The sequence below is a fragment of the Roseomonas sp. USHLN139 genome, assembly GCF_037145735.1.
In the GTDB taxonomy this organism is placed as follows: Bacteria; Pseudomonadota; Alphaproteobacteria; order Acetobacterales; family Acetobacteraceae; genus Pseudoroseomonas.
In genome coordinates this window covers 44,747-69,573 of the sequence record NZ_JBBCWY010000007.1, presented here as the reverse complement: position 1 = coordinate 69,573, position 24,827 = coordinate 44,747, and the positions used below count along the sequence as shown (strand labels likewise).

23 protein-coding genes are annotated in these 24,827 nt (G+C 72.0%); 13 read left to right on the top strand and 10 right to left on the bottom strand.

Features of this window, described 5'->3' with window-relative positions; genetic code table 11:
- Positions 1-6: 6 nt before the first annotated feature.
- Positions 7-951, bottom strand: a complete 945-nt coding sequence (locus WFI16_RS18700) for a LysR family transcriptional regulator (RefSeq protein WP_419899366.1) — start codon at positions 949-951, stop codon at positions 7-9.
- 107 nt (positions 952-1,058) lie between these two features.
- On the opposite strand from WFI16_RS18700, the gene wrbA reads away from it, so the two are divergent.
- From wrbA to WFI16_RS18680, 4 genes are all read left to right on the top strand, one after another.
- The gene (gene wrbA / locus WFI16_RS18695; protein WP_419899365.1) at positions 1,059-1,670 is read left to right on the top strand and encodes an NAD(P)H:quinone oxidoreductase; all 612 of its coding nucleotides are present in this window, start codon (positions 1,059-1,061) and stop codon (positions 1,668-1,670) included.
- A 175-nt stretch (positions 1,671-1,845) separates the two neighbouring features.
- Complete coding sequence (locus WFI16_RS18690; protein ID WP_419899364.1) at positions 1,846-2,790, top strand: ring-cleaving dioxygenase; 945 nt, start codon at positions 1,846-1,848, stop codon at positions 2,788-2,790.
- Positions 2,787-3,413 carry an alpha/beta hydrolase gene (locus WFI16_RS18685; RefSeq protein ID WP_419899363.1) on the top strand — a complete coding sequence of 209 codons (627 nt, stop codon included), beginning with the start codon at positions 2,787-2,789 and terminating at the stop codon, positions 3,411-3,413. The genes WFI16_RS18690 and WFI16_RS18685 overlap by 4 nt, the downstream gene beginning before the upstream one ends.
- A gap of 112 nt (positions 3,414-3,525) precedes the next feature.
- The gene (locus tag WFI16_RS18680) at positions 3,526-5,616 is read left to right on the top strand and encodes a TonB-dependent receptor (protein ID WP_419899362.1); all 2,091 of its coding nucleotides are present in this window, start codon (positions 3,526-3,528) and stop codon (positions 5,614-5,616) included.
- 3 nt (positions 5,617-5,619) lie between these two features.
- Here WFI16_RS18680 and WFI16_RS18675 read toward each other — a convergent pair whose 3' ends face one another.
- Both WFI16_RS18675 and WFI16_RS18670 read right to left on the bottom strand, forming a co-directional pair.
- A complete protein-coding gene (locus tag WFI16_RS18675) occupies positions 5,620-6,594 on the bottom strand; it encodes a Bug family tripartite tricarboxylate transporter substrate binding protein (protein ID WP_419899361.1) in 975 nt (324 codons plus the stop codon).
- Positions 6,595-6,780: 186 nt separating this feature from the next.
- Positions 6,781-7,755, bottom strand: a complete 975-nt coding sequence (locus WFI16_RS18670; RefSeq protein WP_419899360.1) for a P1 family peptidase — start codon at positions 7,753-7,755, stop codon at positions 6,781-6,783.
- Positions 7,756-7,901: 146 nt separating this feature from the next.
- On the opposite strand from WFI16_RS18670, the gene WFI16_RS18665 reads away from it, so the two are divergent.
- From WFI16_RS18665 to WFI16_RS18640, 6 genes are all read left to right on the top strand, one after another.
- Positions 7,902-8,711 (top strand): ABC transporter permease, encoded by an 810-nt coding sequence (locus WFI16_RS18665; RefSeq protein ID WP_419899359.1) that lies wholly within the window; start codon positions 7,902-7,904, stop codon positions 8,709-8,711.
- Between the two features lie 31 nt (positions 8,712-8,742).
- The gene (locus WFI16_RS18660; RefSeq protein WP_419899358.1) at positions 8,743-9,798 is read left to right on the top strand and encodes an ABC transporter ATP-binding protein; all 1,056 of its coding nucleotides are present in this window, start codon (positions 8,743-8,745) and stop codon (positions 9,796-9,798) included.
- Positions 9,799-9,832: 34 nt separating this feature from the next.
- Positions 9,833-10,873: an extracellular solute-binding protein gene (locus WFI16_RS18655; RefSeq protein WP_419899357.1), complete on the top strand. Its 1,041-nt coding sequence runs from the start codon at positions 9,833-9,835 to the stop codon at positions 10,871-10,873.
- A gap of 4 nt (positions 10,874-10,877) precedes the next feature.
- Positions 10,878-11,708, top strand: a complete 831-nt coding sequence (locus WFI16_RS18650; RefSeq protein WP_076958803.1) for an ABC transporter permease — start codon at positions 10,878-10,880, stop codon at positions 11,706-11,708.
- 79 nt (positions 11,709-11,787) lie between these two features.
- On the top strand, positions 11,788-13,401 hold the full coding sequence (locus WFI16_RS18645) for an amidohydrolase family protein (protein WP_419899356.1): 1,614 nt from the start codon (positions 11,788-11,790) through the stop codon (positions 13,399-13,401).
- Positions 13,398-14,381, top strand: coding sequence for a CobW family GTP-binding protein (locus tag WFI16_RS18640; RefSeq protein WP_419899355.1), 984 nt, complete (start codon positions 13,398-13,400; stop codon positions 14,379-14,381). The genes WFI16_RS18645 and WFI16_RS18640 overlap by 4 nt, the downstream gene beginning before the upstream one ends.
- 13 nt (positions 14,382-14,394) lie before the next feature.
- Here WFI16_RS18640 and WFI16_RS18635 read toward each other — a convergent pair whose 3' ends face one another.
- The 7 genes from WFI16_RS18635 to WFI16_RS18605 form a co-directional block, all read right to left on the bottom strand.
- Positions 14,395-15,165 (bottom strand): enoyl-CoA hydratase, encoded by a 771-nt coding sequence (locus WFI16_RS18635; RefSeq protein ID WP_419899354.1) that lies wholly within the window; start codon positions 15,163-15,165, stop codon positions 14,395-14,397.
- Between the two features lie 11 nt (positions 15,166-15,176).
- Complete coding sequence (locus tag WFI16_RS18630) at positions 15,177-16,130, bottom strand: Bug family tripartite tricarboxylate transporter substrate binding protein (RefSeq protein ID WP_419899353.1); 954 nt, start codon at positions 16,128-16,130, stop codon at positions 15,177-15,179.
- The gene (locus WFI16_RS18625) at positions 16,127-17,074 is read right to left on the bottom strand and encodes an NAD(P)-dependent oxidoreductase (RefSeq protein ID WP_419899352.1); all 948 of its coding nucleotides are present in this window, start codon (positions 17,072-17,074) and stop codon (positions 16,127-16,129) included. The genes WFI16_RS18630 and WFI16_RS18625 overlap by 4 nt, the downstream gene beginning before the upstream one ends.
- Positions 17,075-17,185: 111 nt before the next feature.
- Positions 17,186-17,626 (bottom strand): hypothetical protein, encoded by a 441-nt coding sequence (locus tag WFI16_RS18620; RefSeq protein WP_419899351.1) that lies wholly within the window; start codon positions 17,624-17,626, stop codon positions 17,186-17,188.
- Between the two features lie 379 nt (positions 17,627-18,005).
- On the bottom strand, positions 18,006-18,773 hold the full coding sequence (locus tag WFI16_RS18615) for a GGDEF domain-containing protein (RefSeq protein ID WP_419899350.1): 768 nt from the start codon (positions 18,771-18,773) through the stop codon (positions 18,006-18,008).
- On the bottom strand, positions 18,766-19,932 hold the full coding sequence (locus WFI16_RS18610) for an FIST signal transduction protein (protein WP_419899349.1): 1,167 nt from the start codon (positions 19,930-19,932) through the stop codon (positions 18,766-18,768). The genes WFI16_RS18615 and WFI16_RS18610 overlap by 8 nt, the downstream gene beginning before the upstream one ends.
- Before the next feature lie 81 nt (positions 19,933-20,013).
- Positions 20,014-21,474 (bottom strand): DUF4403 family protein, encoded by a 1,461-nt coding sequence (locus WFI16_RS18605; protein ID WP_419899348.1) that lies wholly within the window; start codon positions 21,472-21,474, stop codon positions 20,014-20,016.
- A gap of 93 nt (positions 21,475-21,567) precedes the next feature.
- Here WFI16_RS18605 and WFI16_RS18600 point away from each other — a divergent pair, with 93 nt between their 5' ends.
- The 3 genes from WFI16_RS18600 to glgC all read left to right on the top strand — a co-directional run bounded on the left by WFI16_RS18600 (position 21,568) and on the right by glgC (position 24,822).
- Positions 21,568-21,987: a MarR family winged helix-turn-helix transcriptional regulator gene (locus WFI16_RS18600; protein WP_419899347.1), complete on the top strand. Its 420-nt coding sequence runs from the start codon at positions 21,568-21,570 to the stop codon at positions 21,985-21,987.
- A 56-nt stretch (positions 21,988-22,043) separates the two neighbouring features.
- The gene (locus WFI16_RS18595; protein WP_419899346.1) at positions 22,044-23,345 is read left to right on the top strand and encodes an MFS transporter; all 1,302 of its coding nucleotides are present in this window, start codon (positions 22,044-22,046) and stop codon (positions 23,343-23,345) included.
- A gap of 211 nt (positions 23,346-23,556) precedes the next feature.
- Positions 23,557-24,822: a glucose-1-phosphate adenylyltransferase gene (glgC, locus tag WFI16_RS18590; RefSeq protein ID WP_419899345.1), complete on the top strand. Its 1,266-nt coding sequence runs from the start codon at positions 23,557-23,559 to the stop codon at positions 24,820-24,822.
- Positions 24,823-24,827: the final 5 nt, after the last annotated feature.

Sequence of the window (24,827 nt, the reverse complement as noted above, 5' to 3'; positions counted from 1 at the left end):
CGGCAGTCAAGCAGCGGCGTGGCCCAGGGGGAAGGGGGCGTCCCAGTCGAAGGGCTCGCGCAGGCGCGCGGCCAGGTGCTCGATCAGGGTGCGGGCCTTCAGCGGCAGGGCGGCGGCGGGCGGCCAGACCAGCTGGATGGTGTCGGGCTCGGGCATCCAGCCGGGGATCTGCAGCGGCACCAGGGCGCCGGCCCGCACCTCGGCCGAGAGCAGGAAGGTCGGCAGCACGACCAGGCCGATGCCGGCGCGGGCGGCTTCCAGCAGGGCCTCGCCGCTGTTGGCGGTCAGCCGGCCGCCGAGCACCAGGGAGCGCGCCTCGCCGCCGCCATCGGCCGGGATGAAGCGCCAGATATGCCCGGAGGAGGCATTGGCATAGCCCAGGCAGGAATGCCCTGCCAGCGCCTCCAGCGCGCCGGGCGCGCCATGGCGGGCGACATAGTCCGGGCTGCAGCAGAGCGCGCGGCGGCTGGTGCCGAGGCGGCGGGCGCGCAGGGTGGAATCGCCGAGCCGGCCGATGCGCAGCGCCAGGTCGTACTGCCCGGAGAGCAGGTCGACATGCCGGTCGTCGAAGTCGAGCGCCACCTCGATGCCCGGATAGTCGCGCAGGAAGCCGGCGATCAAAGGTCCGAGATGACGCGCCCCGAAGGAGAGCGGGGCGGCCAGCCGCAGCTGCCCGGACAGCGCGCCGGAGCGGGCCATGACCTCGTCGGCCACGGTGTCGAGCTGCGCCAGCAGGGCGCGGGCGCGGGCCACCAGCAGGGCGCCGCTTTCGGTGGGCGTCACCTTTCTCGGCGCCCGGTGCAGCAGCTTCGCGGACAGCTGGGCCTCGAGCTGCGCCATGCGCTTGCTGACCACCGACTTGGCCAGGCCCATGCGGGCGGCGGCGCCGGTGATGGTGCCGCAATCGACCACCTGGATCAGCGTGGCGAGGGCGTCGATATCCGGCCGCATCGTTCGTCTCCGGAGAACGGAAGGTTTCCCAGGCGACGCTTGCCGGAAACGACCGGGCTGCGCAACTCTTCCCCCAGACGAACCCCACCCCGAGACGGAGACCCGCGATGAGCAAGATCCTGGTTCTGTACTATTCCAGCTACGGCCATATCGAGACCATGGCGAAGGCGGTGGCCGAGGGCGCCCGCGCCGTCCCGGGCACCGAGGTGGTGATCAAGCGCGTGCCCGAGACGGCGCCCGCCGAGGTCGCCAAGGCCGCGCATTTCAAGCTGGACCAGGAAGCGCCCGTCGCCACCGTCGCCGAGCTGGCCGAGTACGACGCCATCATCTTCGGCACGCCGACCCGCTTCGGCCGCATGGCCTCGCAGATGGCGAGCTTCCTCGACCAGGCTGGCGGGCTGTGGTTCGGCGACAAGCTGGTCGGCAAGGTCGGCTCGGTGTTCAGCTCGACCGCGACCCAGCATGGCGGGCAGGAGACGACCATCGTCTCGACCATCGTCAACCTGCTGCATTTCGGCATGACGGTGGTGGGGCTGCCCTATACCGAGAAGCGCATGCTGGACAACAGCGCCGTCAATGGCGGCACGCCCTACGGCGCCACGACGATCGCCAATGGCGACGGCTCGCGCCAGCCCTCCGAGGCGGAGCTGGAGATGGCCAAGAGCCAGGGCCGCCACGTGGCCGAGGTGACCGGGCAGATCCTGCGCGGCCGCGCCTGAGGAGTTTTCAAGCGTGTGATCGCCTGAGACGGAATCGTCGACGGCGTGAATCACCCGCTCAAACATGAAGCTGGAGGGTGATCGGCGCGCCTGTCAGCGCTGACCACCCTCCAGCGAGCCCGGCGGGGCGGCGGCAGGGGCCGTCCGTCCCGCGACGAGGGCAAGGACGACGATCATGCAGCTGCATGGCATCCATCACCTGACCGCTGTCTCCGCCGATGCGCGGGGCAACCATGACTTCTACACCCGCGTGCTCGGCATGCGGCTGGTGAAGAAGACGGTGAACCAGGACGACACCAGCGCCTATCACCTGTTCTATGCCGATGGCGAAGCCAGCCCCGGCAGCGACATTACTTTTTTTGACTGGCCCGTCGGCCCGGAGCGTCGTGGCACGCATAGCGTGACCCGCACCGGCCTGCGCGTGTCGGGCGAAGACTCCCTGAAGTTCTGGGCCGCGCGCCTGGCGGAGCAGGGTGTCAAAGCCGAAAAAATCCGCGAGATCGACGGTCGGCTGCAGCTCGACTTCGAGGACCCCGAGGGCCAGCGCCTGGCGCTGGTCGATGATGGCGGCCGCGGCGAATCGCATCCCTGGGCGCGCAGCCCGGTGGACGCCGCGCAGCAGATCCGCGGCCTCGGCCCGATCACCATGAGCGTGCCGGACCTGCGCCGCTCCGACGCTTTCGCGACCGACGTCATGGCCATGCGCCGCACCCGCAGCTATCGCAGCGACGACGCCCGCCCGGTCGATGTCCATGTCTATGAGATGGGCGAGGGCGGCCCGGCGGCCGAGCTGCACATGCGCGTCGAGCCCGGCCTCTCCCCGGCCCAGCCCGGCGCCGGCGGCGTGCACCATGTCGCCTTCCGCGTGCCGGATGCCGATTACGGCGCCTGGGTGGACCGCTTCAACAGCCTGCGGCTGCGCTCCAGCGGGCCGGTCGACCGCTACTACTTCCGCAGCCTCTATGTGCGGGAGCCGGGCGGCATCCTCTACGAGATCGCGACCGACGGCCCCGGCTTTGACGCCGACGAGCCGAAGGACCGGCTGGGCGAGAGCCTGTCGCTGCCGCCCTTCCTGGAGCCGCAGCGGGCGTCGATCGAGCGCGGGCTGAAGCCGCTGTGAGCGCGAACCCGCATGCCGGCCGGCCCCTGCTGCGGGCCGGCGTCGCGGCGGGGCAGGCGCCACGGGCGCTGGTCCTGCTGCATGGCCGCGGTGGCAGCGCGGCCGACATCCTCGGCCTGGGCGGGCATCTGGCGGTGCCGGGCTATGCCCTGCTGGCGCCGGAAGCGGCGGGCAGCAGCTGGTATCCGCACCGCTTCATCGAGCCGGTGGCGCGCAACGAGCCCTGGCTCTCCGGCGCGCTGGCGGTGGTGGAGGCGGCGGTGGCGGCGACCGGCCTGCCGGATGACAAGGTCGCGCTGCTCGGCTTCAGCCAGGGCGCCTGCCTGGCGCTGGACTACGCCTGGCGCAGCGGCCGCCGCTTCGGCGCGGTGATCGGGCTGAGCGGCGGGCTGATCGGCGACCAGCTGCCGCCGGTCACCCCCGGCGCGCGCTTCGACGGCGTGCCGGTGCTGCTCGGCTGCAGCAGGCAGGACGGCCATATCCCGCTGTCCCGCGTGCTGGAGACCGAGGCCCGCTTCAAGGCCGAGGGCGCCACGGTCACCACGCGGCTCTACGAGGGCGGCCATCACGGCGTCACCGAGGACGAGGTGATCCTGGCCCGCCAGCTCCTGGCCGGGATCTGAAGGGCGGGCCGGTGCGGGGTGCGACCCCTCGCACCGGCCGAATGAATAATTCGTAACTATTATAGTATAACATACCAAACTAAGCCTGGGCGCCGCCTTCCGGAGACCGCCCATGCCGTGCCGCCGCTTCCTCCTCTGTGCTTCCGCCACGCTGCTGCCAGGGGTCGGCCTTGCCCAGGACGCCATTCCCCTGGCGCCGGTCGCGGTCACCGCCAGCCCGGTGCAGACCGGCCAGGCCGGCAGCTTCGTGCCGCTGACCATGGTCGAGCAGCCGGCGATCGCCGAGGCCGGCGCGCGCAGCCTGGCGGAGCTGCTGGCGCAGGAGCCGGGCCTCGCCGCCACCAGCTTCGCCCCCGGCGCCAGCCGTCCCATCATCCGCGGCCTCGACAATTTCCGGGTGCGGCTGCAGGAGAACGGCTTCGCTGCCGGCGATGTCTCCGCCTATGGCGAGGACCATGCGCCGCCGCTCGACCCCTGGGCGGCGGAGCGGGTCGAGGTGATCCGCGGTCCCGCCTCGCTGCGCTGGGGCTCGCAGGCGATCGGCGGCGTGGTCAATGCCATCAACAACCGCATCCCGACCGCGCTGCCGGAGCGGGACGTGCAGGGCCGCGCCGGCGGTGGCTGGAGCAGCGGCAGCCGCGGCTGGGATGGCGGCGCCAGCGCCGACATGCGCGCCGGCAACTGGGTGCTGCATGGCGATTTCTCGGGCCGCAAGGACCATGACTACCGCCTGCCCGGCGGCGGGTCGCAGGCCAACAGCTTCGTCCGCAGCGACGGCCAGGCGATCGGGCTGAGCTATATCGGCGAGCAGGGTTTTATTGGTACCTCGATCTCGCGGTTCCGTAGCCTCTACGGCATTCCGGGTGGGGAGGAGGCGGCGCTGGGCACCGCCATCGACCTGGAACAGACCCGCTGGGCCAGCCGCGGCGAATACCGACCCGCCGGCGGGCCACTCCGCAGCATCGCCTATTGGCTCGGCTTCTCCCGCTATCGCCACGAGGAGATCGGGCTGGAGCATGAGGACGGTGAAGAGCAGGGCCAGGCCGAGGGCGGCCCGGTGGTGCATGGCGGCTTCCGCAACATGACCTGGGACGGCCGGCTGGAGCTGCAGCACCAGCCGATCACCACCGGGCTGGGACCGCTGGACGGTACGCTGGGCTTCTCGGTCGAGCGCGAGCGGCTGCGCACCACCGGCGAGTTCCTGGAATTCCTGCCGCCCGCCCGCACCGACCGCTATGCGGCCTATCTGTTCGAGGAGATGCGGCTGACGCCGACGCTGCGGCTGCAGGCGGCGGCCCGCATCGAGGCGGTGCGCATCACCGGCGAGACCGCGGATTTCTCCGGCGGGCTGCTGCCGGCCGATGCCGAGCAGGAACTGGAGAATTCAGGCCGGCGCCGCAATTTTGCCCCCGCCAGCGCCAGCCTCGGCCTGCTGCAGGATCTGCCCTGGGCGATGCAGGCGCGGCTGACCGGCGCCTATGCCGAGCGCGCCCCGAGCGCGGCCGAGCTGTTCTCGCGCGGCGCGCATGACGCCTCCGGCACCTTCGACATCGGCGATCCCGGGCTGCGCAAGGAGCGGGCGATGAGCGCCGAGCTCGGCCTGGCGCGGCAGACCGGCCGCTTCCGCTTCGACACCAGCGCCTTCCTCTCGCATTTCGACGGCTTCATCTATCATGCGCTGACCGGCAATTCCTGTGGTGAGGACTTCGCCTCCTGCTCGGCGGGGGGTGGCGGGGAATTCCTGCAATCCGCCTATGGCCAGCGTGACGCCCGCTTCTACGGCCTCGAGGCCAAGGCGGAGCAGGATCTGTTCCGCCTCGGCGCCGGGCAGTTCGGTGTCTCGGCGCGCTATGACTTCGTGCGCGCCGAATTCTCGGGCGGTGGCAACCTGCCGCGCATCCCGCCGCACCGCCTGGGCGGCGGGGTGTTCTGGCGAGGCGGCGGCTGGAACACCGGCGTCGACTACCTGCATGCCTTCGACCAGAACCGCGTGGCCGAGGCGGAGACCTCGACCAAGGGATACGAGCTGCTGAATGCCCGCATCGCCTATACCGCGGCGCTGGATGCCGATCGCGCGCTGACGCTGGCCGTGCTTGGCAGCAACCTGCTGGACCGCGACATGCGCAATGCGGCCTCCTTCAAGAAGGACGAGGTGCTGCTGCCGGGCCGCGCGATCCGCTTCATGGCCAGCCTCGCTTTCTGAACCCTATTGGGCGGTCGCCCCGGAAATGCGCACCAGCTCGCCGGCCTTCTCCAGCTCGGCGAGCTGGAAGGTGGCGAATTCCTCGGGCGTGCTGCCGACCGGCTGGTAGCCGAGCGCCTCCAGCCGCGCCCGGGTTGCGGGCTGGCGCAGCACCCCGGCGATGGCGCCGGCCATGGCGGCGACGATCGGCGCCGGGGTGCGAGCCGGGGCGAAGACGCCCTGCCAGGTGTTGAAGACATAGCCGGGCACCGCCTTGCCCACCGGCGGCACGCCGGGCAGGCTGGGCGAGGGGTCCTGGCGGGTGACGCCGAGGGCGCGCAGCTGGCCGCTCTGCACGAAGGCCATGGCCTCGACGATCGGCGAGAAGACCAGGTCGATGCGGCCGCCGACCAGGTCGGCGATGGCCGGCGCGCCGCCGCGATAGGGGACATGGGTGAATTTCACCCCGGCCTGCTGCTCGAACAGCGCCGCGCCGAAATGCTGCGAGCTGCCGGGGCCGGCGGTGCCGATGTTGATCGCGCCCGGATTCGCCCGGGCGAAGGCGACCAGCTCGGCGACCGAGCGGCAGGGCGTCGCCGGATGCACCACCACGACGCAGGCGTTCAGCAGGGTCAGGGAAACCGGCGCGAAATCCCGCACCACGTGGAAGCCCATCTCGGGGTAGAGGAACTGGTTGGTGGCGTGCGTCCCCACCGAGGCAGCGACATAGGTGTAGCCGTCGGGCGCGCTGCGGGCGACGAATTCCGAGCCGATATTGCCGGCCGCGCCGACGCGGTTCTCGACCACCACCGGCTGTCCGAGCGGGCCGCCCAGTGCCTCGGCCAGGATGCGGGCGGCGGTGTCGGTGCTGCCGCCGGGGGCGAAGCCGACGACCAGGCGGATCGGGCGGGTGGGGGTCCAGGCGGCGGGTTGGGCACGGGAAGTGGCGGGCAGCAGCGGCAGTCCCGCCAGGGTGGCGAGGATCGGGCGGCGTTGCATGGGCGATTCTTCCGGTTCTGGCTTGGTTGGCTCCCGGCGGCCGGCCTCTGCGGGCCGGGCCACCGGGACCAAGCTTGCCGCCGTGACGCCCGTCTGGCCAGGCATTCGGCCCGTGCCCCGGCGTCCCGCCCCGAAACGGCCCGCGGCAGCACCGACAGAAGGAAAAGAAGGGGGTTCAGGGGGAATTCATTCCCCCTGATACTTGTCCTTCCAGCTCCGGATGGCGCCCGGATAGGGCAGGGCCGTCGCCTCATAGACCCCGCGCGCGATGGCCCGCGCCATGACGATCCCGGCGAGATGCCCGAGCTCGACCAGTGATCCGCCCGGCTTCTCCCCGGTGGCGGCCGCGAAGACGGTGTCGCCGTCATTCGGCGCATGGGCCGGCAGGATGGCGCGGGCCAGGCCGTCATCGGCCATCAGCGCCAGGCGGCGGCATTCGGCCTTGGTCAGGGTCGCGTCGGTGACGACCAGGCCGATGGTGGTGGCGGTGGGCGCGCCGCCCTTGATCCGCAGCCGCAGGTCGAAGCTGCTGGGCAGCCCGAGCCCGCCGAATTCCTGGTCCTGCTCATAGGGGGCGGCCCAGAAATGCGGCCCGTCGCCGACCAGCGGCGAGCCCACCGCATTCACCGCCACCAGCGCCGCGATGACATGGCCGCTGGCGGTGCGCGCGCTGGCGCTGCCGAGGCCGCCCTTGACCAGCGGGGTGGTGGCCCCGGTGCCGGCGCCGACGCTGCCCAGCGCGAAGCCGCCGGGGCGGGCGGCGAGGGCGGCCTGGTAGCCCATCTCGCGATAGGGGGCGAAGCGGCCCCAGTCCTTGTTGCCGCCATTGGCCAGGTCGAAGAGGATGGCCTGGGGCGCCAGCGGGATCGGCATGCCGCCGAAGACCTGGCCGCGCCCGGCCTCGCGCAGCGCCGCCTGGACCCCGCCCGCCGCGTCCAGCCCGAAGGTGGAGCCGCCGGAGAGGGTGATGGCGTCGATCCGCTGCACCGTGGCGTCGAGATCGAGCAGGGCCGTGTCGCGCGAGCCCGGGGCGCCGCCGCCGATCTGCACGGCGGCGGTGGCAGGGGGCTCGAAGATCACCACGGTGACGCCCGAGCCGAGCGCCAGGTCGGTGCTGTGGCCGAGGCTGACGCCGGCGACATCGGTGAGCAGGTTGCGCATGACGGCCATCATGCGCGCAGGGCGGGCGGGTTCAAGCCCGTCATCGCCTTGTTGTTGCGTGGTGGCGGGGCTATCGCTCCCGCACCCGTGAAGGAATTTTGACGTTTGGCCCGCCAGCGGGCAGTTTGCGCGCCGGAGGTCGCCTGATGAACTTGCCCACCCCCAGCCGCCTGCTGTTCCACCTGGCCGTCGCCGCCGCCTTCGCGCTGATCCTGGCGCCGGTGGTGATGGTCATGGTGATCAGCGTCTTCCGCCAGGAGATCGTCAGCTTCCCGCCGCCGGGGCTGACGCTGGACTGGTACGTCAATGCCTGGGACCGGCAGGAATTCGCCCGCGGCTTCGTCTCCAGCCTGCAGGTGGCGCTGCTGGCCACCCTGATCGGCGTGCCGACGGGCACGGCCGCCGCCTATGCCATCGCCCGCGGCTGGCTGCCGGGGAAGGGCGCGGTGAACACCCTGCTGCTCAGCCCGCTGGCGGTGCCGGGCGTGGTGGCGGGCACAGCCCTCTACATGTTCTACCTGCGCGCCGAGTTCTGGGTCGATGCCGACATCACCGCGACCCTGCAGGGGCTGGTCGCGGCGCATGTGCTGCTGACCATCCCCTGGACGGTGCGGCTGGTCTCGGCGAGCCTGGCCAATCTGGACCGCTCGGCCGAGGAGGCGGCGGCCAATCTGGGCGCGCGCCCCTTCACCGTGTTCCGCCGGGTGACGCTGCCGATGCTGCGGCCGGGCATCGTCGCCGCCTGCCTGTTCTCCTTCATCCAGAGCTTCGAGAACCTCGAGCTCTCGCTGCTGCTGGTCGGGCCGGGGCGGACCACGCTGCCGGTCGCCATGCTGAGCTATCTCGAATTCCGCATCGACCCGACGCTTGCCGCCGTGGCCACGGTGCAGATCCTGCTGGTCGCGGGGCTGATGCTGCTGACCGACCGCTTCGTGAAACTGTCGAGGGTCGTGTGACGCGCTTGCACCACGCCGAAGGAGAGCATTGATGGGCAATCTGGTGCTGGAAGCGCTGTGCAAGCGCTATGGCTCCTCCACCGCGGTGGAGCGGGTCGACCTGGAGGTCCGGCAGGGCGAGATGGTGGCCCTGCTCGGCCCCTCGGGCTGCGGCAAGACCACCACCTTGCGCATGGTCGCCGGCTTCATCCCGCCGAGCGAGGGCCGCATCCTGATCGGCGGCCAGGACGTGACGCGCCGCCCGGCGCATGCCCGCGACACCGGCATGGTGTTCCAGTCCTACGCCCTGTTCCCGCACATGACCGTCGGCCAGAACGTGGCCTTCGGGCTGGAGATGCGGAAAGTGGGTCGTGCCGAGCGCGACAGCCGCGTCATGGAGGCGCTGCGCCTGGTGCGCCTCGACCACCTGGCCGACCGGCTGCCGCGGCAGCTCTCGGGCGGGCAGCAGCAGCGCGTGGCGCTGGCCCGCGCCCTGGTGGTGAACCCCGCCGTCTTCCTGCTGGACGAGCCGCTGTCCAACCTCGACGCCAAGCTGCGCGGCGAGGTGCGGATGGAGATCCGCGCGCTGCAGCAGCGCCTCGGCCTGACCACCCTGATCGTGACGCATGACCAGGAGGAGGCGCTGACCATGGCCGACCGCCTGGTCGTCATGGAGCGCGGAAGGGTGCGCCAGGTCGGCACGGCGGAGGAGCTCTACGAGAACCCCAGCGATCCCTTCGTCGCCGGCTTCGTCGGCCGCTGCAACCTGATCGAGGGCCGCATCGAGGCGGCGGGCGGCTTCCGCGCCACCAGCGGCGCCCTGCTGCATTGCGACCCCGCCGCCGTCGCGGTCCGCCCCGACGCGACCCTGCTGGCGCTGCGCCCCGAGCGCATCGCGCTGCAGCCCGACGCCGAGGGCGGCGGCCGTGTCACCGCGGTCACCTATCTGGGCGCGCTGACCGAGTATCTGGTGGAGCAGGACGGCACGTCCCTGTTGATCATCCGCCCGACGCCGACGCTGGCCGACCCGCTGCGGCGGCTGGCCGTCGGCGATGCCGTGACGCTGAGCTGGGAGGCCGCGGCCGCCCGCCTGCTGCCTGCTGCTTGAACCGACCCGAACCCCTCATCCTGGGAGAGCTGGCATGAACATCACCCGTCGCGCGACCCTGGCCGGCGCTGGCGCCGCCTTCGCATCCATCACCGCGGGCCTGCCGGGCCTCGCCCGGGCCCAGGCCAAGCAGGTCGTGGTGGGCACCTGGGGCGGCGATTACGGCGAGCTGCTGCGCGCCAATATCGACCAGCCGATGATGGCGCCGCAGGGCATCGAGGTCCTGCAGGACATCGCCAATGCCGATCCGCGCAAGACCAAGCTGCTGGCCGAGCGCCAGGCCCGCCGCGGCACCTTCGACGTCGCCTGCCTGTCGGACACCGACATGCACATGATCTCGGCCCAGGGCGTCTTCGACAATCTCGACATGGGCAAGCTGAAGCGCGGCGCCGCCATCCTGCCGGCGCTGGCCAAGCCCTATGCCGTGCCGCACATCTATTCGGCCCTCGTCCTGCTCTACAACCCGAACAAGATCACGACGCCGCCCAAGGGCTTCGCCGACATGTTCGACCCGAAGTATCGCGGCCGCGTCGGCTTCTCCGACATCCTCTACAGCACCAACACCTTCGCGGCCGCCATGGCCGGCGGCGGCGCCTTCAACAACTACGCGCCCGCGCAGAAGAAGCTGATGGAGCTGCGCTCGCTCGACGCCAAGGTCTATCCCTCCAACGAGGCGCTGGCCGCCGCGCTGAAGTCGGAAGAGGTCTGGATGACGCCGATGTGGCTGGCGCGCGGCTTCATGTGGCAGAAGGCCGGCATCCCGGTGAAGCATGTCGTCCCGTCGGAAGGCGCCTATGCCATCGTCTTCGAGATGGCGGTGCCGAAGAACAGCCGCAACAAGGACAATGCCTACGCCTATATCGACGCCGCGCTGCAGCCGGCGGCGCAGGCGGCCTTCGCGGACCGCATGGGCTACCTGCCGACCGTCAAGGACGCGCCGCTGCCGGCCGCGATCGCCAGCCAGATCAGCCTGACCGAGGCCGAGCAGCAGCGGCTGCGCGCCCCGGACTACGACTATCTGCTGAAGACCCATTCCGAGATCCTCGACTTCTGGAACAAGCAGTTCAAGGCGTAACCCGATGGCCGCGCTCGTCCTTCCCGCCGGATTGCTGGTGCTGCTGCTGCTGGTCGCGCCCATGCTGCTGCTGGCGCGCATCTCCCTGAACCAGTTCAGCCCCACCGAGATGATGGTGGAAGCGACGACCGCGGCCAATTACCTGCGGGCGATCCAGGATCCCTACTACCAGCAGGTGATGGCGACGACGCTCGGCGTCGCCCTCGGCTGCACCCTGCTGACCCTGGCGCTCGGCTTCCCCGCCGCCTACTGGCTGGCCCGCATGCAGAGCCGCTGGAAGAGCCTGGCCACCATCCTGGTGCTGTTCCCGCTGCTGGTCGGCAACGTGGTGCGCGCCGCCGGCTGGATGGCCCTGCTCGGCAATGAGGGGGCGATCAACGCGGCGCTGAAGGGCCTCGGGCTGATCACCACCTCGCTGCCGCTGCTCTACAACACCGGCTCGGTGGTCACCGGCATCGTCGCCGTGGTGCTGCCCTACATGATCCTGACCCTGGCCTCGGTGATCGAGAGCATCCCGCGCCAGGCGGAAGAGGCGGCGTCCAACCTGGGCGCGAAGCCCTTCACCGTGTTCCGCCGCGTCGTGCTGCCGCTGGCGCTGCCCGGGGTCGCCGCCGGGTCGGTGCTGGTCTTCATCCTCTGCATGAACACCTACGCCTCCGCCGTCCTGCTCGGCGGGCCGCAGTTCAAGATGATGGCCCCCGCCGTCTATGACCAGTTCGTCCGCGGCAACAACTGGCCCTTCGGCGCGGCCCTCGCCTTCATCCTGCTCGGCGTGACCTTGCTGCTGACCGTGGTCGGCAGCACACTGCTCGGGCGCAAGTACAAGACGGCTTGAGAGGGGCGCCGCCCCTCTCAACCTCTCCCCGCCAGGAACCTCAGGTTCCTGGACCTCCCATCCAAGAGGGACCAAGAAGATGGACGCGAAGCCGCAGACGGGTGAGGAAATCACCGGGCGCAACCAGAAGAACGGCATGCCGCCGGTGCCGGCCTCGACCGGGCGCGACTGCGGCTCGGGGCCCTTCAGGCGCCTGGTGCTGCGCGGCGCGACCATCATCGACGGCACCGGCGCGCCACCCTGGGGCCCGGCCGATATCGTCATCGAGAACGACCGCATCGCCGCCATCGTCGCCGTCGGCACGCCCGGCAAACCGATCAGCCCGTCGCGCCGCCCGCCGGCCGGCGACGAGGAAATCGACTGCCACGGCAAGTTCGTCACCCCAGGCCTGATCGACTGCCACGCCCATGCCGGCGTCCCCTACCACGCCCTGCACGGCACGCCGGCCCCGGCCGACTATGTCTACAAGCTCTGGCTGGCGCATGGCGTCACCACGGCGCGCGAGATGGGCGGCTTCAGCGGCCTCGGCTGGATGGTCGAGCAGCGCAAGGCCTCGCAGGAGAACCGCATCGCGGCGCCGCACCTGGTGGTGCATTCCTACTTCCCCGCCGTCAACGACATGCTGAAGACCATCCACACGCCGGACGAGGCGCGCGCCTGGCTGCGCGACCTGAAGTCGCGCGGCGCGGATGGCGTGAAGTTCTTCGGCGCGCCGCCGGCGATCATGAAGGCGGCGCTGGCGGAATGCCGCGAGCTCGGCCTGCGCAGCGGCTGCCACCACGCGCAGCAGGCGGTGACGCGGATGAACGCGCTGACCACCGCCGAATGGGGCCTGACCAGCGCCGAGCATTATTACGGCCTGCCCGAGGCGCTCTACGACAACCGCGTCGTGCAGAGCTACCCGGCCGGCTACAACTACAATGACGAGTATTTCCGCTTCTCCTCCGCCGGCCAGACCTTCCAGCAGGCGGCCGAGCCGGGCAGCGCGAAGTGGAACGAGGTGATGGAGCGCTTCCTGGCGCTCGACTTCACCTTCGTGCCCACCTTCTCGATCTACGACGCCAACCGCGACGTGATGCGCACCCGCCGCGCCGACTGGCATGAGGACTATACCTGGCCCAGCATGTGGCGCTTCTTCCAGCCGGCGCGCGGCGGCCACGGCTCCTACTGGTTCAAGTGGTCGACCGGCAACGAGATCGACTGGAAGCAGCACTACCGGCTGTGGATGGCCTTCATCAACGAGTACAAGAACCGCGGCGGGCGGGTCTGCACCGGCAGCGATTCCGGCTTCATCTTCCAGACCTATGGCTTCGGCTTTGTGCGCGAGCTCGAGCTGCTGCAGGAAGCCGGCTTCAACCCGCTGGAAGTCCTGCGCAGCGCCACCATCCAGGGCGCCGAACTGCTCGGCATCGACGGCGAGACCGGCAGCGTCGAGGTGGGCAAGCGCGCCGACCTGCTGGTCTTCGACGAGAACCCGCTGGAGGATTTCAAGCTGCTCTACGCCACCGGCGCGCTGCGTCTGAACGACGCGACCGGCCAGGTGGAATGGCGCCAGGCGCTGCGCCACACCATCCGCGCCGGCCTGGTCTTCGACATCCCCGCCATGCTGGCCGACATCCGCAGGATGGTCGCCGACCAGAAGGCGATCGAGGCCGAGGCGGCGGCGAAGACCCCGGAAACCGCGCCAGCATGACCGATCCCAAGGCGCCGGCCGAGTTCATCCTGCTCGCCGGCTTCCTGGGCAGCGGCAAGACCACGCTGCTGCGCGACTGGCTGGCCCTGCCGGAGGCCGCGGACACCGCGGTCATCGTCAACGAGGCCGGCCAGATCGACATCGACGGCGCCGTCATCGCCGACAGCGGCCCGCTGCCGCTGGCGATGCTCAGCAATGGCTGCGTCTGCTGCTCGCTGACCAACGACCTGGTCTTCACCGTGCAGTCGCTGCTGGAAGGCCGCGAGAAGGCCGGGCTGCCGCCCTATCGCCGCATCATCCTGGAATGCAGCGGGCTGTCGCGCCCGGGCCCGATCCTGCGCAGCCTCGGCCCGCTGGCGCCGCTTGGCCTGCGGGTGCGCGCCGTGGCCACCTGCGACGCGGCGCAGGCCGAGGCCCGCGCCGCGCATTTCGACGAATTCGCCGCGCAGATCGCCGCCGCCGATGTGGTGGTCATCACCAAGCTCGACCAGGCCGCGGGCGAGGCGGCGGCCGCCCTGGCCGCCGGCATCAACCCGCTGGCCGCCCGCGTGGTCGAGCCCGACCCGGCCCGCCGTGCGCTGGCTGCCTTCACCACCCCGCCCGGCGCCGCCCTGGCCTGGCCCGAGGCCGCCGCGCCGCATCCGCGCATCGGCGTGCATCTGGTGGAGTTCCAGGACGGCGCCAGCTGGGACGACCGCCTCGACTGGATGGAGAATCTGGCCGCCTTCGCCGGCGAGCGGCTGCTGCGGATGAAGGGCTTCCTGCACCCCGCCGATGACCCGGGCGCCGCGCTGCTGGTGCAGGTGGTGGGCACCCTGTTCAGCCCGCTCGCCCGGCTGACGCGGACCGAGCGCACGCCCGAGGCGCTGGTGGTCATCGCCCGCGACCTCTCGGCGCAGGATCTCCGGTCGATGGCGCCCGACGCGCCGGTGCGCATCTCGCGCCCTGCCGGTGGCGCCCGCCGGGCCAGCGCCGCCTGAGCGGAGGCGGCGCTCAGCGCCGCTTCCGCGCCACGAAGGCGCCCAGCATCCGCGCCGGTTCCTCGCCTTCGAAGGCACGGGCGAAGGCCGGGATGCCGGCCTCGGCGCCGTCATCCGGCGTCATCGATTCCCATTGCCGGATCAGCGCCTTCTGCGACCGGATGGCGGCGGGACCGTTCTTCAGCAGCAAGGCGAGCCAGTCCTCCAGCGCCGTGTCCAGTGCCTCGGGGGCAACGCAGCGCTCGACCAGCCCCCAGCGTTCGGCCTCTTCCCCGGTGATCGTCTCGCCGAGCAGCAGCAGCCGCCGCGTCCGCCCCCAGCCGATCAGCCCGGGCAGCAGCGAGGCTTCCACCACCGAGGGGATGCCGACCACCACCTCTGGCATGCCGAGATGCGCGGCGCTGCTGGCCAGGCGCAGGTCGCAGGCGGCGGCCAGCTCCAGCCCGGCGCCCAGCGCCAGCCCCTGCAGGCGCGCGATCGCCGGGACCGGCAGGTCGCGCAAGCTGCGGCAGGCGGCATGCACGGCGGAGATGAAGCGCTGGGCTTCCGCCGGCCCCGCCAGCCCGGCCATGACGCCGATATCGGCGCCCCCGACGAAGGCGCGCTCGCCCGCACCCTGCAGCACCAGCGCGCGAAGCCCCGGATCATCCGCATAGCCGGAGACAATGGAGGCGAGTTGCAGGAACATCGCCTCGGTCATGGCGTTCAGCTTGGCCGGGCGGTCGATGGTGACGCGGGCGATGCCCTGCGCGTCGCGCGCGTGGCGGATCATGCCTTCGCTCATGCCCCCAGGGCTCATGTCGGCTCGATGTTCAGGCGCTTCACCCGATCGCCCCAGAGGTCCAGCTCCCGCCGCATCACCGCGGCGAATTCCAGCGGCGACATGCTGCGCGGCGCCAGGCCCTGCGACGCCAGCCGGTCGCGCAGCTGCGGCTGGGCCAGCACCTCGGCCAGGACGGCATTCGCCCGGGCGATCACCGGCTCGGGGGTCGCGCGCGGCGCCGCCAGGCCGAACCAGACCGACAGGTCGTAGCCCGGCAGGGTCTCCGCCACCGTCGGCGTGTCGGGGGCGAGCGAGAAGCGCTGGCCCGAGGTGACGGCGAAGGCCTTGATGCGGCCTTCCTTCAGCTGCGCCGGGCCGTTGACGAAATCGGTGAAGGTGGTGGTGATGCGGCCGGCGACCACGTCGGTCAGCGCCTCGGCGCCGCCGCGATAGGGCACGCCCAGCATCTGCACGCCGGCCATCTGCGCCATCAGCGCCGAGCAGATCATCGCGCTCTGGTTGCCGTAGCTGTAGGTCAGCTGGCCCGGCCGGGCGCGGGCGATCTCCAGCAGCTGCGCCAGGTTGGCCGCCTGCAGCCCGGGCGTCACCGCCAGCATATAGGGGCAGTCGCAGAGATAGCCGACCGGCGCCAGGTCGCGCAGCGGGTCATAGGGCAGGTTGCGCAGCACATGCGGGTTCAGCGAGGCGGTGGAGACGCTGATCGCCACCATGACGCTGCCATCCGCCGGCGCCTGGATCGCCGCCTGGGTGCCGACCACGCCATTGCCGCCGGCGCGGTTCTCCACCACCACCGGCTGGCGCAGCGCCTGGCCCAGCGCATCGGCCACGGTCCGCGTCATGGCGTCGGTGATGCTGCCGGGCGGGAAGGGGACGATGATGCGCAGCGGCCGCTCGGGCCAGGCCGCGGCGGCGGGCAGGGCGCCCAGCAGCGCCGGCGCCGCCAGCAGGGAACGGCGGGCGATCATGGCGCGGTCTCCTGGCCCAGGAACTGATGGATCGCGGTGTTGTCGACCTGCGGCCCCAGCGCCTCCAGCGCCGCGCTCCAGCGGGCCCGGCAGGTGGCCAGGGCAGCGGCGGGGAAGCTGGTCTCCTCGGCGATGCCGCCCGCGGTCTCCAGGTCCTTGCGCATCAGCCCGAGCTGGAAGCCGGCATCGTAGCGGCGGTTGTTGATGGCCTGGCGCAGCTTGGTCTCGGTGGCGACGTTGCGGCCGGAGGAGGCATTCAGCACCTCGGTGAAGATCGCCGGGTCCAGCCCGAGCCCTTCCGCCATGTGCATCGCCTCGCAGGCCGCCAGCAGCCCGGCGGCATAGACGAAATTGTTCAGCGCCTTCATCGCATGCGCCGAGCCCACCGGGCCGGTGCGGATCACCTGGGCGCCGAGCCGCGCCAGCACCGGCCGGGCACGCTCGCAATCGGCCTCGGCGCCGCCCAGCATGATGGCCAGCGTCCCGTCGCGCGCCTTGGGCACGCTGCCGGAGACCGGGGCATCGAGCAGCGCCGCGCCGCGTGCCGCGACCGCCGCCGCCCAGCGCCGCGTCTCGGCCGGCCGCGAGGAGCCCATGTCGAGCAGCAGCAGGCCGGGGCGCAGATGCGGCAGCAGCCCCTCCATCACCGCCGCGACTGCTTGGCTGTCGGGCAGCATCAGCAGCAGCAGGTCGACCTCGGCCGCCAGTGTCGCCAGATCGCTGGCCAGGCGCGGCGCCCGGCCCGGGGGGGAGGCGGCGGCGAGGCCGGCGAAAGCCTCGGCGCTGCGGTCGGCGACCCGCAGTGGCGGCTCGTCGGCGGCGGCGGTGGCGAGCAGACGCAGCGCCATCGGCCGTCCCATCATGCCGAGGCCGATGAAACCGATTCGCGCCGGGGGGGTGGAGGCAAGGCAGGCGGCGGCCGTGGCCGCAGGCAGGCTGTCCATCGACGTTTCCCTCGCATTCTTGCTTGCGCGGGATGATCCACCCGGTCGCCGCTGCTTGCCAACCGCTTTCGCGCGGGGCCGCCCGGCGTCCGGGTGGCCACGGGCGTGGTGTCAGATGGATTGGCCGGCCGGCGGCCGCGGAGCCTTCGCGTTGCCGGCCGGCGCGGCCCGCTCGCTGCGCGGCGCCAGCGGGGCGGCCGCGTCGCCGCGTCCCAGCTGGCTGGCCAGGCTGACGCCGAGGAACAGGGCGGCCAGCAGCGACAGCACCGACCAGTATTGCATCGGGATCCAGAACAGCGCGTGGCGCGGCCGCAGCAGCACCCGCTGCCCGGTGCGGGCGTCGATCAGCTCCCGCCCCGGCCCGCCATTCAGCCGGCGGCCGACCCACCAGTTGAGCGCGCCGCCGAGCAGCACCAGCGCCAGCGTCGCCAGGGTGAAGGGCAGCGGCGCCGGCCTGCTGCCCATCGCCGCGCCGAGCAGCGCGACGCCCAGCGCCGGCACACCCCCCAGGATCAGCAGCGTCAGGATGCCCCAGCCCTGCCAGATGATCATCGCTTGGTCCTCGCGCTTGCCCCGCCGGCCGTCGCGGCGGGTTCTCCGGCGCCCGTAACGCCTGCCGCGACCGCCGCCCAGGCCGGGCAGGCCCGGTGTCGCGCGCTTGTGCGCTCACGAAATGGCGGGCCGGACGCGGGGTCCTGGCAAAGGAACTGGCGATGGAGGCCATCCTCGCCAGCAGCCAAGCCCAGGCGAAAGGCCGCTGGTGCCTCCGCCACAGCGTCTCGGACAGCAGCAAGGCCGAGCGCCATGCCGTCAGCCATGACAGCGTCGTGCCGCTGCGTCGTGACGCTGGTGCGCGTCGGGCACCCGCCATCGCCCAGGGCAGCGGGGCCCGCGGATCGCCGAGCGGACAATCCAGCCGGGCTGAGGCGCCTCAGGCCGGGCCCGGCAGGGCGCCGCAGGCGAGCGGCGAGGGGGCGAAGCACCAGCCGTTCCGCCCATGCGCCTTGGCCTGGTAGAGGGCGGCATCGGCGCGCGCCATCAGCGCGTCGAGCCCCTCGGGCTGCGGCCCTTCCTGGCGGCTGCTGAGCGCGACCCCGATGCTGACGCCGACAGAGGCGGGATTGCCGGCCAGGTCGAAGGGCTGCGCCACGGCCTCGACCAGGCGCTGGGCCAGCCGGGCGGCCTGCTCGGGGTCGGCGAGCGGCTGCAGCAGCAGGCCGAACTCGTCGCCGCCGAGGCGGGCCAGCAGGTCGCTGCCGCGCAGCTGCGCCCGCATCCGCGCCGCGACCTGCACCAGCAGCGCATCGCCCTGGCCATGGCCCAGCGTGTCGTTGACCTGCTTGAAGCGATCCAGGTCGAGGGCCAGCAGCGCGAAGCCCTGCCCCTCCACCCCCGGGCCGCCACGCGCCCGCAGCGTCGCCTCGGTCAGCTTCTCGCGGAACAGCAGGCGGTTGGGCAGGCCGGTCAGCGCGTCATGCAGCGACTGGTGGCGGAAGCGCTCGGCGAGTTCCTCCATCTCCTCGCACATCAGCTGGGCGACGCGGTCGATGCGGCGGCGTTCGCGATCGGCCTCCTCATAGGCGGCGCTGACCGCGGCCAGCAGCAGGGGGAGGTCGTAGCTGCCATCCGGGCGGCGGGCGCGGCGCAGCTGGCGCGCCAGCAGGCGGTGGCAGCCCTCGATCATCACGCCCTCATCCATCCGCCACCGCCTCACCGAGCAGCAGGACGGTCATGGTCTGGTTGTGCAGCTCGGTCTGCGCCCCGCCGCCGGCGCAGCAGATCTCGCCATAGCTGTAGAAGCCGATCGGCGCCGCGCCCCCGCCCTCGCCCAGGGCCAGCGCCAGGGCGGCATCCTCGACCTCCTCGGCGGTGCGGCCGCCCAGCAGCTGCAGCCGGCCGATGCAGCTCACCAGCAGGGCCAGCCGGTCGCCGGGCAGGGCGGGCAGGCCGGCGCAGGCCTGGCGCGCGGCATCGGCCGCGGCCATGGCGACCCGGTCCAGATTGCCGCGCATCAGCCGCGCCAGATGGCCGGCGGGCACGTTGCCGGCGAAGCGCAGGCTGCCGCGGGCCGGGTCGAAGTGGATCAGCGTGCGCACCACCGCCTGCTCCGGCTGGCCGGGGGGCCAGACCAGCAGCGGAAAGGTCAGCGCCGCGCTGGAGCCGACGAATTCCTCGCCCAGGTAGCGCCGGTAGAGCTCCAGCGCCGGGCGGCCGTCCAGCGCCTGCAGCAGGCTGCCGCTGGCGCAGGTGATCAGGCGGCGCGGCCCGAAGGCGTCGACGCCCGAGGCGGCGCCGGCCGCGATCCGCACCTGCGGGCCGTAGAAGCCGATGGCGGCGGCCAGGCCGTGGCGCGGCGGCCCGTCGATGCCGAGGCCGGGCGGCCCCGGCTCCTCCGGCCGCGCGGTGTCGGACAGCATGCCGCCGAACAGCGCACAGCCCTGGCCCAGCCGGTCGCGCAGCCCGGCCAGCAGCTCGCTGCCATTGACCGTTATGCCGTCGGCCAGCACCAGGATTCCGGCGAGGTCGGGGGCGGAGAGGGCGGCGCCCAGCGCCTGCCCCGCGCGGCGGTCGTCGCCGGTGCCGGCGACCACCTGCTCGACGATGCGGAAGGGCGTGGCCGCGAAGCGCAGCGCCACGGCGACGGCGCCTTCCTGCTGCAGTTCGGCGCCGCGCATCATCGCCTGCGCGCCGCCGGCCACCAGCCGTGCCGCCGGGCAGGCCTGCCGCAGCGGCGCCAGCGCCTGCTCCAGCACGGCACCGCGGCCGAAGCAGAGGATCAGCCCGGGCTCGAAGCCAAGCGACCCCGGCGGCGGCGACCAGCCGCGATCCGGCATCCAGTGCAGCTGGCCAAGGCGCATCGCTCGCGAGGTCCCGTCATGCGCCGCCAGGGAAGCATGCGGGGGCTGAGGGAAGGGTGAAGAGCCGGCGCTGGCCGGCGCTCAGGGCAGCGCCGTCACCTCGGCCTCGATGCCGGCCTCGGCGGTGCCCAGCACGGTCAGCGCGTCGTTCTCCATCACCAGCCGCTCCAGCCGCATCGCCGGGCGGGTCAGCGTCACCCGCAGCCGGCCGGTGACCGCCGGATCGGCCAGGCGGCGGCGCAGTTCCGCCTGGGCGCCGGCGATGATGTCCTTGAGGTCGTAGACGGCGACCTCCGAGAGGGCGGCGCGGATGCGGTCCTCGAAGGTGGCGGTCGCCAGCGACCAGAGCGGGTTGTCGAAGTCGCGCGCGAACTGGATCTCGGTCAGCCGCACCTGGCTGCCGCGCTGCTCGACGACGGGCTTCGCGGTGAAGGTGACGCGGCCGGTGGTGTTCAGCACCCGGCCGGGCAGGGCGGCCGAGAATTCCACGGTCAGCGCGATGTTCGGATCGGAGGGATAGACCGTCAGTGCCTGGATGCGGAACACGGCGGTGAGGCCGCCCAGCGGCACCGGGATGTCCTGGTTGCCGAATTCGCGCATGATCCAGTCGCGGATCATGTCGTAGCCGGCGCGGATCGGCAGGGACAGGGCGATCCGCCCGTCGCGGTCCGGCACCTGGCGCAGCGGGGGCAGGAAGATCTGCCGGGCCGGGGTGGCGGCGGCGCGCTCGGTCACCGCGGTGCGCGCCTGCAGGGCGAGCACCAGGCGCAGATGGTCGGGCTGCACCGCCAGCTCGGAGCTGCCCAGCGCCTGCGGCTCGATCTGCACCAGCAGCGGCGGCGCGGCCGGCAGCTGGACGGGAATGTCGTGCCGGCGCCACTGCTCGGCCGCCGCTTCGCGCAGCCGCTCGCAGGGGATGTTTTCCTTCAAGGTCTGCGGCAGGTTGCGCAAGGCCTCGTCGACCAGGGCGCGCACCCGTTCCTCGATGCCGACCCAGACGCCGCCGATGATCTCGAGGCGCGGCGCCTTGCTCCACTGGTAGCCGATGCGCACGGCGACCGCAGGACACCAGTCGGCATCCAGCGTCGCCTGGATCTCGGCCTCGATATCGGCCGCCGCGTCGAAATTCTTGGCGTCCAGCCCGAGCAGGCTGGCGACCCCCCCGGTCAGCCCGGCCTGGCCATTGACCTGCAGGCTGGTGGTGGCCCGCAGCTGGCCGTCCACCGCGCGGAAGCGGATCGGCGCGGTGCGGCGCAGGGTGAAGCTGTAGCGGGTGCCGTCGCCCTCGCCGCTTTGGCTGAATTCGGCGGGCAGGTCGCGCTCGGCCGCCTGCTGCAGCACGGTGAAGGGGATGCGCAGCCGCACCGAGCCCTCGCTGTCGCGCGGCGGCAGGGCGAGCTGCGCGGCGCGGCGCGGCGGGTCGCCGGTCAGCCGCGCGTCACGCTCCTGATACCAGGCCTGGCCGGTCCAGAGCACGGCGCCCCAGAGCGCCAGCGACACCGCGAGGCCGCTGAACCGGGCCCAGGCTTTCCATCCTCTCATCGCCGCGGTTATGGCACCGCCACCGCCGTGCCGCCGCACACTTTTCTTCCAGTCCGCTTGCGCGACGACCAGGTCCGGGCATATACCCGCGTCATGTCGGCCGCTCCCGCTCCCGCCCGTTCCGCCTGCTACTGCATCACGCTGCGCGGCGCCGCGCGGAAGATCAGCGCCATCTATGACGCGGCGCTGGCCCCGGTCGGCGTCAATATCGGCCAGCTCAGCCTGCTGCGGCGGATCCGCCGGCACGGGCCGGTCTCGCTGACCGAGCTGGGCAGGCTGGCCGAGCTCGACCGCTCCACCATCGGCCGCAACGCCCGGGTGCTGGAGAAGATGGGGCTGGTCGAGGGCCGCAGCGGCGCCGACCAGCGCGAGGCGCCCCTGGCGCTGTCCCCGGCGGGGGAGGCGCTGCTGGAGCGGGCCGCGCCGCTCTGGGACGCCGCCCAGGCCGAGATCGAGCACCGTTTGGGCGCCGAGGGCCTGGCCGCCCTGGCCCGCCTGGCCGAGGATTTCTGACCGGTTTTCTTGCGACGAAATGCGGGCATATACCCGTTTAATGGGGATGAAGGATGATGCAGGCAGCCCTGGCCCGGTGGCTGAGCGACCGGAAGATCTATTACGGCTGGGCGGTGGTGGCGGCGACCTTCGCCACCATGCTGGCCACCGCCGGCGCCATGGGCTCGGCCGGCGTGCTGCTGGCGCCGCTGCAGGCCGAGTTCGGCTGGAGCAATGCCGAGGTCTCCTCGGCCATGGCGCTGCGGCTGGTGCTGTTCGGGCTGATGGGGCCCTTCGCCGCCGCCTTCATGAACCATTTCGGCCTGCGCCGGGTGGTCAGCGTGGCGCTGCTGATGATCGGCGGCGGGCTGGCCGCCTCGATGCTGATGACCGAGCACTGGCAGCTGCTGCTGCTCTGGGGCGGGGTGGTGGGCCTCGGCACCGGCATGACCGCCCTGGTGCTCGGGGCGACGGTGGCCACCCGCTGGTTCGTGCGGCGCCGCGGGCTGGTGGTCGGGCTGATGACCGCCAGCAACGCCACCGGCCAGCTGGTCTTCCTGCCGCTGCTGGCGGCGCTGACCGAGGCGATCGGCTGGCGCGCCGCGCTGGCCTTCGTCGTCGCCATGCTGCTGCTGGCCCTCGCCCTGGTCACCCTGCTGATGCGCGACCACCCGGCCGAGCTCGGCCTGGCGCCGCTCGGCGGGAGCGGGGTCGTGCCGCCGGCGAAGCCCAAGGGGGGGCTGCTCGACCTGCTGGCCTCGCCGCTGCGGGCGCTGCGGGAGGCGTCCGCCAGCCGCGCCTTCTGGGTGCTGTTCGGCACCTTCTTCATCTGCGGCCTCAGCACCAACGGGCTGATCCAGACGCACTGGGTCTCGCTCTGCGGCGATTTCGGCGTGGCGCCGGTGGGCGCGGCGGGCATGCTGGCGGTGATCGGGCTGTTCGACCTGGTCGGCACCGTGGCCTCGGGCTGGCTCGCCGACCGCTACGACAATCGCTGGCTGCTGTTCTGGTTCTACGGGCTGCGCGGGCTGTCGCTGCTCTACCTGCCCTTCACCGAGTTCAACCTGATCGCGCTGGGCTTCTTCGCCGTCTTCTACGGGCTGGACTGGATCGCGACCGTGCCGCCGACCGTCCGCCTGGTCGCCGAGCGCTTCGGCGCCGAGCGCGCCGGCCTGGTCTTCGGCTGGGTCTTCGCCGGCCACCAGCTGGGCGCCGCGACCGCCGCCTTCGCCGCCGGCAGCGCCCGCAGCGCCTTCGACACCTATCTGCCCGCGCTCTTCGTCGCCGGCGGCTTCTGTCTGCTGGCCGCGCTGATGGTGCTGTCGCTGCGGCGGCCGGTGCCGCAGAATGTGACGGAACCGGTTCCGGCGCGCGCCTGAACCGGGCAGACTGCCGCCTCGGCGTGACGCGCCGATGTCACGCCGGGGGGTGAAAGCATGAAAAGCGACAGCGTGGCTGAAACTTTCGCCCCCCTTGCATCGTCTGCCTGTCGCCGGCCATCGGCATCGGCCTATCCTGACCCGGTGCCGTGCCATGGCCTAGAGGGGATCGGGGGAGCCAGCTGCCAATGAACACCAAAGTCACCAGCGCATGCTGAAGCCGCAGACGCCCGCGCCGCTGGCGCGCCACGCCATGGCCTATGTCCTGGCCGGGGGCCGCGGCACCCGCCTGATGGAGCTGACCGAGCGCCGGGTGAAGCCCGCCGTCTTCTTCGGCGCCAAGTCGCGCATCATCGATTTCGCGCTGTCCAACGCCCTGAATTCGGGCATCCGCCGCATCGGCGTCGCCACCCAGTACAAGGCGCACAGCCTGATCCGCCACCTGCAGCGCGGCTGGAACTTCATGCGCGCCGAGCGCAATGAGAGCTTCGACATCCTGCCCGCCAGCCAGCGGGTCGAGGGCAGCGGCTGGTACTCCGGCACCGCCGACGCGGTCTACCAGAACCTCGACATCATCGAGGCCTATGGCGTGCGCTACATGATCGTGCTGGCCGGCGACCATGTCTACAAGATGGACTATGAGGTCATGCTGCAGCAGCACGAGGCCTCGGGCGCCGATGTCACCGTGGGCTGCATCGAGGTGCCGCGGATGGAGGCGACCGCCTTCGGCGTGATGCAGGTCGACGAGGAGGACCGCATCGTCTCCTTCCTGGAGAAGCCGGCCGATCCGCCGGGCATGCCCGACAAGCCGGACTGCGCCCTGGCCAGCATGGGCATCTATGTCTTCTCGACCAGCTTCCTGACCGAGCAGCTGCGCCGCGACGCCGCCGACCCGCAGTCCAGCCACGATTTCGGCTCTGACCTGGTGCCCTATATCGTCAGGCATGGCCGGGCCCAGGCGCACCGCTTCACCGACAGCTGCGTCACCACCGGCGAGGAGGCGTCGTCCTACTGGCGCGACGTCGGCACGGTGGATGCCTATTGGCAGGCCAATATCGACCTCTGCGACGTCGTCCCGCCGCTCGACCTCTATGACCGCGACTGGCCGATCTGGACCCATAGCGAGCTGGCGCCGCCGGCCAAGTTCGTCTTCAACGACGACCAGCGCCGCGGCATGGCGGTGGATTCGCTGGTCTCCGGCGGCTGCATCGTCTCCGGCTCGCATGTCGAGCGCTCGGTGCTCTCGACCAATGTGCGGGTGCATTCCTACTGCGACCTGAACGGCAGCGTGCTGCTGCCCGGCGTCACGGTGAACCGCCACACCCGGCTGACGCGGGCGGTGGTCGACAGCGGCGTCCGCCTGCCCGAGGGGCTGGTGGTCGGCGAGGACCCGGAGGCCGATGCCCGCCGCTTCCGCCGCACCGCCGGTGGCGTTACCCTGATCACCCAGCCGATGGTTGACGCCCTTACCGCGTGAGTGCT

Coding starts and splice junctions, on each gene's coding strand:
- WFI16_RS18670 (WP_419899360.1), bottom strand. CDS start 7,755: ATGCGCAACCTGCTCACCGATGTCGCCGGCGTCAGCCTCGGCCACAGC.
- WFI16_RS18595 (WP_419899346.1), top strand. CDS start 22,044: ATGCAGGCAGCCCTGGCCCGGTGGCTGAGCGACCGGAAGATCTATTAC.
- WFI16_RS18605 (WP_419899348.1), bottom strand. CDS start 21,474: ATGAGAGGATGGAAAGCCTGGGCCCGGTTCAGCGGCCTCGCGGTGTCG.
- glgC (WP_419899345.1), top strand. CDS start 23,557: ATGCTGAAGCCGCAGACGCCCGCGCCGCTGGCGCGCCACGCCATGGCC.
- WFI16_RS18620 (WP_419899351.1), bottom strand. CDS start 17,626: ATGATCATCTGGCAGGGCTGGGGCATCCTGACGCTGCTGATCCTGGGG.
- WFI16_RS18610 (WP_419899349.1), bottom strand. CDS start 19,932: ATGCGCCTTGGCCAGCTGCACTGGATGCCGGATCGCGGCTGGTCGCCG.
- WFI16_RS18645 (WP_419899356.1), top strand. CDS start 11,788: ATGGACGCGAAGCCGCAGACGGGTGAGGAAATCACCGGGCGCAACCAG.
- WFI16_RS18675 (WP_419899361.1), bottom strand. CDS start 6,594: ATGCAACGCCGCCCGATCCTCGCCACCCTGGCGGGACTGCCGCTGCTG.
- WFI16_RS18640 (WP_419899355.1), top strand. CDS start 13,398: ATGACCGATCCCAAGGCGCCGGCCGAGTTCATCCTGCTCGCCGGCTTC.
- WFI16_RS18665 (WP_419899359.1), top strand. CDS start 7,902: ATGAACTTGCCCACCCCCAGCCGCCTGCTGTTCCACCTGGCCGTCGCC.
- WFI16_RS18635 (WP_419899354.1), bottom strand. CDS start 15,165: ATGAGCGAAGGCATGATCCGCCACGCGCGCGACGCGCAGGGCATCGCC.
- WFI16_RS18625 (WP_419899352.1), bottom strand. CDS start 17,074: ATGGACAGCCTGCCTGCGGCCACGGCCGCCGCCTGCCTTGCCTCCACC.
- WFI16_RS18655 (WP_419899357.1), top strand. CDS start 9,833: ATGAACATCACCCGTCGCGCGACCCTGGCCGGCGCTGGCGCCGCCTTC.
- WFI16_RS18650 (WP_076958803.1), top strand. CDS start 10,878: ATGGCCGCGCTCGTCCTTCCCGCCGGATTGCTGGTGCTGCTGCTGCTG.
- WFI16_RS18680 (WP_419899362.1), top strand. CDS start 3,526: ATGCCGTGCCGCCGCTTCCTCCTCTGTGCTTCCGCCACGCTGCTGCCA.
- wrbA (WP_419899365.1), top strand. CDS start 1,059: ATGAGCAAGATCCTGGTTCTGTACTATTCCAGCTACGGCCATATCGAG.
- WFI16_RS18600 (WP_419899347.1), top strand. CDS start 21,568: ATGTCGGCCGCTCCCGCTCCCGCCCGTTCCGCCTGCTACTGCATCACG.
- WFI16_RS18660 (WP_419899358.1), top strand. CDS start 8,743: ATGGGCAATCTGGTGCTGGAAGCGCTGTGCAAGCGCTATGGCTCCTCC.
- WFI16_RS18700 (WP_419899366.1), bottom strand. CDS start 951: ATGCGGCCGGATATCGACGCCCTCGCCACGCTGATCCAGGTGGTCGAT.
- WFI16_RS18630 (WP_419899353.1), bottom strand. CDS start 16,130: ATGATCGCCCGCCGTTCCCTGCTGGCGGCGCCGGCGCTGCTGGGCGCC.
- WFI16_RS18615 (WP_419899350.1), bottom strand. CDS start 18,773: ATGGATGAGGGCGTGATGATCGAGGGCTGCCACCGCCTGCTGGCGCGC.
- WFI16_RS18690 (WP_419899364.1), top strand. CDS start 1,846: ATGCAGCTGCATGGCATCCATCACCTGACCGCTGTCTCCGCCGATGCG.